Origin of the sequence: Streptococcus cristatus (assembly GCF_001578775.1) — a bacterium.
Lineage (GTDB): Bacteria > Bacillota > Bacilli > Lactobacillales > Streptococcaceae > Streptococcus > Streptococcus cristatus_A.
The window spans coordinates 6,697-11,954 of the sequence record NZ_KQ969066.1 but is presented as its reverse complement, the minus strand read 5'-3'; the positions used below and the strand labels follow the sequence as shown (position 1 = coordinate 11,954).

The 5,258-nt window shown below is 42.0% G+C and carries 5 protein-coding genes and 1 other RNA gene; 4 read left to right on the top strand and 2 right to left on the bottom strand.

Annotated features, from left to right (window positions below; genetic code table 11):
* Positions 1 to 10: 10 nt before the first annotated feature.
* Both pbp1a and recU read right to left on the bottom strand, forming a co-directional pair.
* Positions 11 to 2,167, bottom strand: coding sequence for a penicillin-binding protein PBP1A (pbp1a, locus tag SCRDD08_RS10395; RefSeq protein ID WP_061423593.1), 2,157 nt, complete (start codon positions 2,165 to 2,167; stop codon positions 11 to 13).
* Complete coding sequence (gene recU, locus SCRDD08_RS10390) at positions 2,160 to 2,765, bottom strand: Holliday junction resolvase RecU (protein ID WP_061423592.1); 606 nt, start codon at positions 2,763 to 2,765, stop codon at positions 2,160 to 2,162. Before recU ends, pbp1a begins: the two co-directional genes overlap by 8 nt.
* Before the next feature lie 67 nt (positions 2,766 to 2,832).
* Between recU and SCRDD08_RS10385 the strand changes: the two genes are divergently transcribed.
* The 4 genes from SCRDD08_RS10385 to SCRDD08_RS10370 form a co-directional block, all read left to right on the top strand.
* Complete coding sequence (locus SCRDD08_RS10385) at positions 2,833 to 3,360, top strand: SLOG family protein (RefSeq protein ID WP_061423591.1); 528 nt, start codon at positions 2,833 to 2,835, stop codon at positions 3,358 to 3,360.
* Between the two features lie 71 nt (positions 3,361 to 3,431).
* Positions 3,432 to 3,776 carry a cell division regulator GpsB gene (gpsB, locus tag SCRDD08_RS10380; RefSeq protein ID WP_061423590.1) on the top strand — a complete coding sequence of 115 codons (345 nt, stop codon included), beginning with the start codon at positions 3,432 to 3,434 and terminating at the stop codon, positions 3,774 to 3,776.
* A gap of 14 nt (positions 3,777 to 3,790) precedes the next feature.
* Positions 3,791 to 4,158, top strand: an RNA gene (gene rnpB / locus SCRDD08_RS10375) — RNase P RNA component class B.
* A gap of 196 nt (positions 4,159 to 4,354) precedes the next feature.
* Positions 4,355 to 5,258, top strand: a 904-nt coding sequence (locus SCRDD08_RS10370) for a THUMP domain-containing class I SAM-dependent RNA methyltransferase (protein WP_231089381.1), incomplete at its 3' end; no start/stop codon positions are given.

Below are 5,258 nucleotides of genomic sequence, written 5' to 3'. Positions count from 1 at the left end.
CTTTTTTAGTTTAACGATGTTCAGCTCCTTGGTTAGAACTAGTTGAGCTGCTGGTTGTTCCAGAACTTGTTGAACTTGTTTGGGAACTAGAGTTGGTACTACTATGTTCTTCGCTAGATTCGCTCGTACTTTGACTTGAAGATTCTGAGCTTGACTCAGAAGTAGAGCTTGAAGATGATTGGGTATAAGCGCGGCTGTAAGTAGAAGTACCATTGAGATAGAGATAGGATCCGCTACGGAAAAGTCCGCTTGGTGGTGTCCAGTCTTCATTGCTGTAGCCTGTCAAATAGAGCATCATAGAACGGTAAACATCGGTTGCCACCTTAACTCCATCATCTAAAACAGGAGTGAGGCGATTTGAGTAACCGGTCCAAACAGCCATAGAGTACTGTGGAGTATAGCCAACAAATAGTTCGTCTGGTGTGACAATGCTAGAACTGTAATAAGGTTTTGTCAACTTCTCTAGTTCATCATCTGCATAGTTGGAAGTACCAGTTTTACCTGCCTGATAAACTCCTGGAATTGCAGCATTGGTACCAGTTCCAGACTGAAGAACGGTCTTCATCATATCTGTCATCATGTAGGCTGTCGTCTCTTTCATGGCTTTTGATCCGCCATTTGAAAAGACTTTTTCTGTACCGTCGCTAAAGACAACTCGGTTGACGTATTGCGGTTTGTAATATGTACCGCCATTAGCAAAGGCAGCGTAGGCAGCAGCCATTTTTTCGCTACTTGCTCCGTATTGGTTACCAGATTCGCTTGTATTACTTGAAATCGCATTAGAATAATGCATTTCAGGATAATTAATACCAAGGCCATTGAGGAACTTCAATGAATTATCTAATCCGACTGCTTCCAGCGATTTGACGGCTGGTACGTTACGGGATTCTTGGATAGCGTATTGGATAGTAATCCAGCCATAATAGCGTTTATCCCAGTTATAGACAGGAGTAGAGGTTCCAGGGAAATAGTAAGGAGCATCTTGGATTGAGGCAGCGGTGGAAGTGAAAACGTTGTATTCCAGGGCTGGGGCATAATCAGTGATTGGTTTCATGGTAGAACCCCAGTCGCGATTTGTTTCGACTGCTTGGTTGGTACCGAAAGAAACGTTGGAAGACTGATGGCGAGCACCCAGTTGGGCAATGACTTTCCCGTTGGTAACATCCATAACGGTTGATGCCACTTGCAGTTCATCATCTGGATAAGCAACATATTCTTCCGTGTTGTAAATATCCCACAATTTTTTCTGTGCTTCGGTATTAACGTTGGTATAAACTTCCATACCAGTCGTAAGGACATTGTAGCCAGTTTCTTCTTCGACTTGCTCAATAACTTCTTTTAAGTAGTTATCCATATAGGCAGGATAGCTAGCTGAGTTTTTCAAGCTCTGTAAGCCGTCGGTCACTGGTGTATTGATAGCTTGTTCGTATTGTTCTGGTGAGATGTACTTGAGTTCATACATTTCAGATAGTACGAGATTCCGACGCTGAGTGGCAGCTTCTGGATTTGTGTAAGGGTCATATTGGTTAGGAGCCTGAGGCATTCCTGCAAGCAGGGCAATTTGAGGAAGGGTCAAATCTTTCAAATCTTTGCCATAGTAACTTTGAGAAGCTGTTTGCATCCCGTAATTTCCATTGGACATATAGACTTTATTGACATAGTATGTCAGGATTTCTTGCTTGGTAGCCTTTCGCTCAAGTTGAGTTGCCAGCCATGCTTCTTGGATTTTCCGAGAAAGGGTAGCATCCGCTGAGGAAGTGGAGAAATAAGTCAACTTGATCAACTGCTGGGTTAAGGTAGATCCCCCTTGACGTCCGCCTCCTTTCAGATTGCTTAGGAAGGCTCCTCCTATCCGAATGAAATCAACCCCACGGTGATTAAAGAAGCGGTGGTCCTCAATCGCAACGATAGCATCTACTAGCTGTGTAGGGATCTGGTCTGTTGACGCATTGACCCGCTTTTCAGAACCGAGGTCCGCAATCAGATTGTTATCGCTATCGTAAATCTTACTTGAAGTTGTTGCGACAAGGTCCTTCTCAGAGAGGGTAGGAGACTTGGAGGCATAGTATGTGAAGACAAGAACGCCAGCCACAACTCCAATGATAAAGAGAGATAAGAGGACACTTGCAAGATATTTTAAGGCCTGCAAAAGGGTTTGTTTATTCATTTGTGATACCACCTAGTAGTTTTTGTTCGATAATTTCAAGGTAAGGGATGTTTGGAAATTGCTTTGTTTCGATTAAAAATCCATGTTCTTGAATGTAAGATAAAGGGAGGGATTTTCCGCCTTTATCCATCTTATAAAATGTAATCAAATAAGATGCCGGAAGTAGATAAGTCTCCCGCAAGCTGGAGAAATGAAGTAAGACAAAGCAAATTCCTTTTTGCTGAAGGACAGCTTCCATATGTTCAATCTGGTGTAGATGGAAATTCTTCAGAGGCATAGCTGTTTTTTGCCGTGTTTCCTTGGCTTCAAAGTCAATATAATGTCCCTTAAAGACACCAGAATAATCAGTCGTGGATGCCTGTCGGAAGTAGGCTTCGACAATCTTTGCACGACTGCGTTGGGGATAGTCCACTTTGACAATCTGAATGGGTGTCGGTTTCTTATGAATGACAGCGAGTCCCCTACTCAAATAGTAGCTGTTGGATTCGTTGATCATCTTCTCAAAAGACATCCCGCGATTGGCAAAGTTAACAGCCGTCTTTGAACCTGGATGGGCTAGTTTACTTTTTATCTTTAGCTTGTGAGGGTAGTTGACCATAAAACTCCTTATTGGTACAATAACATCACTCTATTATATCATAAAAATATTTTTTGAGGGAGAATAAATGACAAGTCTATTAATTGTAGGGTATAAGGCTTTTGAACTTGGCATTATGAATGAGAAAGACATGCGCATCAAGATCATCAAAGAAGCGGTCAGACGGGATTTACAGCACCTGCTGGATGAAGGATTGGAGTGGCTTATCTTCACGGGGAATTTAGGTTTTGAAACTTGGGCTTTGGAAGTCGCTCAGGAATTAAGAGAAGATTATAATTTCAAGCTTGCTACGATTTTTCTTTTTGAGGACCAGGGAAAGAACTGGAATGAAGCAAATCAGGCTAAACTAGCGGATTTTAAACAAGTAGATTTTGTCAAATATGCTTATCCTAGCTATCAAAATCCGAGTCAGTTTCGCGAGTACAACCAATTTCTGCTTCAGAATACGGACGGAGCTTACCTGTTTTACGACGAAGAGAATGAAACCAATCTTAAGTATCTTTACAGGGAGATGAAGAATCAAGAACAGTATTTTATCAAAAAATTAACATTTGATGATCTGAATGAGGTTGCAGAAATTTTTTCGGAAAAGTAGGGTATAAATCTTGCTTTTTATAGGTGATTTCGTATATAATTGGATATGATAAACTAGATTGGAGTGAGAGCATGGCGAGTATTATTTATACAGCAAAAGATATTTTTGATCAAGACTTTAAGCGTGAAGTGCGAGGATATAGCAAAGCTGAAGTGGATGAATTTTTAGATGATGTGATTAAGGATTATGAAACTTATGCAGCTTTGGTAAAGGAGTTACGTGAGGAGATTACCCTTCTGAAGGAACAAGTATCGAATCAAGCGACTGCTACTCCTTCAACGCCTAGTCAGCCAGCTCAACCAACAATTGAGATGCCACAGATGGGAACAGCGACTAACTTCGATATTTTGAAACGCTTAAGCCGTTTGGAAAAGGAAGTTTTTGGCAAACAAATTCTGGACAGCGAAGAGCAATAATGTTGCAGAGTGCAATTTTTGGATAATCGCGTGAAGATTTAATATTTTCATGAGGAAAGTCCATGCTAGCACCGGCTGTGATGCTGGTAGTGTTTGTGCTAGGCAAAACAATAAGCCTAGGGACGGAGTAATCCGTTACGGCGACTGAAAAGGCTAAGTCTTTAGATAAGTCTGAATAGGTCTGAAAGTGCCACAGTGACGTAGTTCTTCTGGAAACAGAAGAAGTGGAACGCGGTAAACCCCTCAAGCTAGCAACCCAAACTTTGGTCGGGGCACGGAATGCGTGGAAACGAACATAGCATTCTGACTGGAAACAGTAGACAGATGATTATCGAAGGAGATGGTACCTAGTCATTTCTGGAACAAAACATGGCTTATAGAAAATTGCACATAGGTTAGCTAGCGTATGCTAGCTTTTTGATTAAGGTATAGATTCCCTTTGACAGAAGTGAGCTGAAGGGATAAAATGAGGAAAGTAAGGCTTTTCTCAAGAGGATCGTCAAGCAAGAGTATTCTGTTTTCTAGCTGAGGCCAGCTTTTAGAGTATGGCCAATCAGAAATTGATAGAGTAAGAAAGAATGAAAGAAAGATTTAATTTAATTGCTACTGCAGCGGCAGGTCTGGAAGCTGTGGTTGGCCGTGAGATTCGGGATTTGGGTCTAGATTGTCAGGTTGAAAATGGCCGTGTTCGCTTTAGTGGAGACATGGCTACTATCATTCAAACCAATCTCTGGCTACGCTCCGCAGATCGGATTAAGATTGTTGTGGGAACATTTCCAGCTAAAACATTTGAAGAGCTTTTTCAAGGTGTTTTTGCCTTGGATTGGGAAAATTATCTGCCCTTAGGTGCCAAATTTCCCATTTCTAAAGCTAAATGTGTCAAGTCAAAACTGCATAATGAGCCTAGTGTTCAAGCCATTTCAAAAAAAGCAGTTGTGAAAAAACTGCAAAAGCATTATGCTCGTCCAGAAGGGGTTCCTCTACAGGAAAATGGAGCAGAGTTTAAGATTGAAGTTTCCATTTTGAAAGATTTGGTGACAGTCATGATTGATACCAGTGGCTCTAGCTTGTTCAAACGTGGCTATCGGACAGAAAAAGGCGGAGCGCCAATCAAGGAAAATATGGCAGCTGCGATTTTACTTTTGTCAAACTGGTATCCAGACAAACCCTTGATTGACCCGACTTGCGGATCAGGAACTTTCTGTATCGAAGCGGCTATGATTGGGATGAAGATGGCGCCAGGTCTACACCGTTCCTTTGCTTTTGAAGACTGGAATTGGGTAGACAAGGACTTGGTACGTCGACTTCGGGCAGAAGCCCTAGCTCAGATTGACCAAGACATTCAGCTGGATATTTCAGGTTCCGATTTGGATGCCCGTTTGGTAGAGATTGCCAAGAAAAATGCGGAAGAAGCGGGCGTTGCTGACCAGACTCAATTTAAGCAAATGCGGCTGCAAGATCTTCATACGGACAAGATCAATG

Excerpts from the sequence above, each read along its gene's own strand:
- pbp1a (WP_061423593.1), bottom strand. The coding sequence starts at position 2,167 with ATGAATAAACAAACCCTTTTGCAGGCCTTAAAATATCTTGCAAGTGTC.
- recU (WP_061423592.1), bottom strand. The coding sequence starts at position 2,765 with ATGGTCAACTACCCTCACAAGCTAAAGATAAAAAGTAAACTAGCCCAT.
- SCRDD08_RS10385 (WP_061423591.1), top strand. The coding sequence starts at position 2,833 with ATGACAAGTCTATTAATTGTAGGGTATAAGGCTTTTGAACTTGGCATT.
- gpsB (WP_061423590.1), top strand. The coding sequence starts at position 3,432 with ATGGCGAGTATTATTTATACAGCAAAAGATATTTTTGATCAAGACTTT.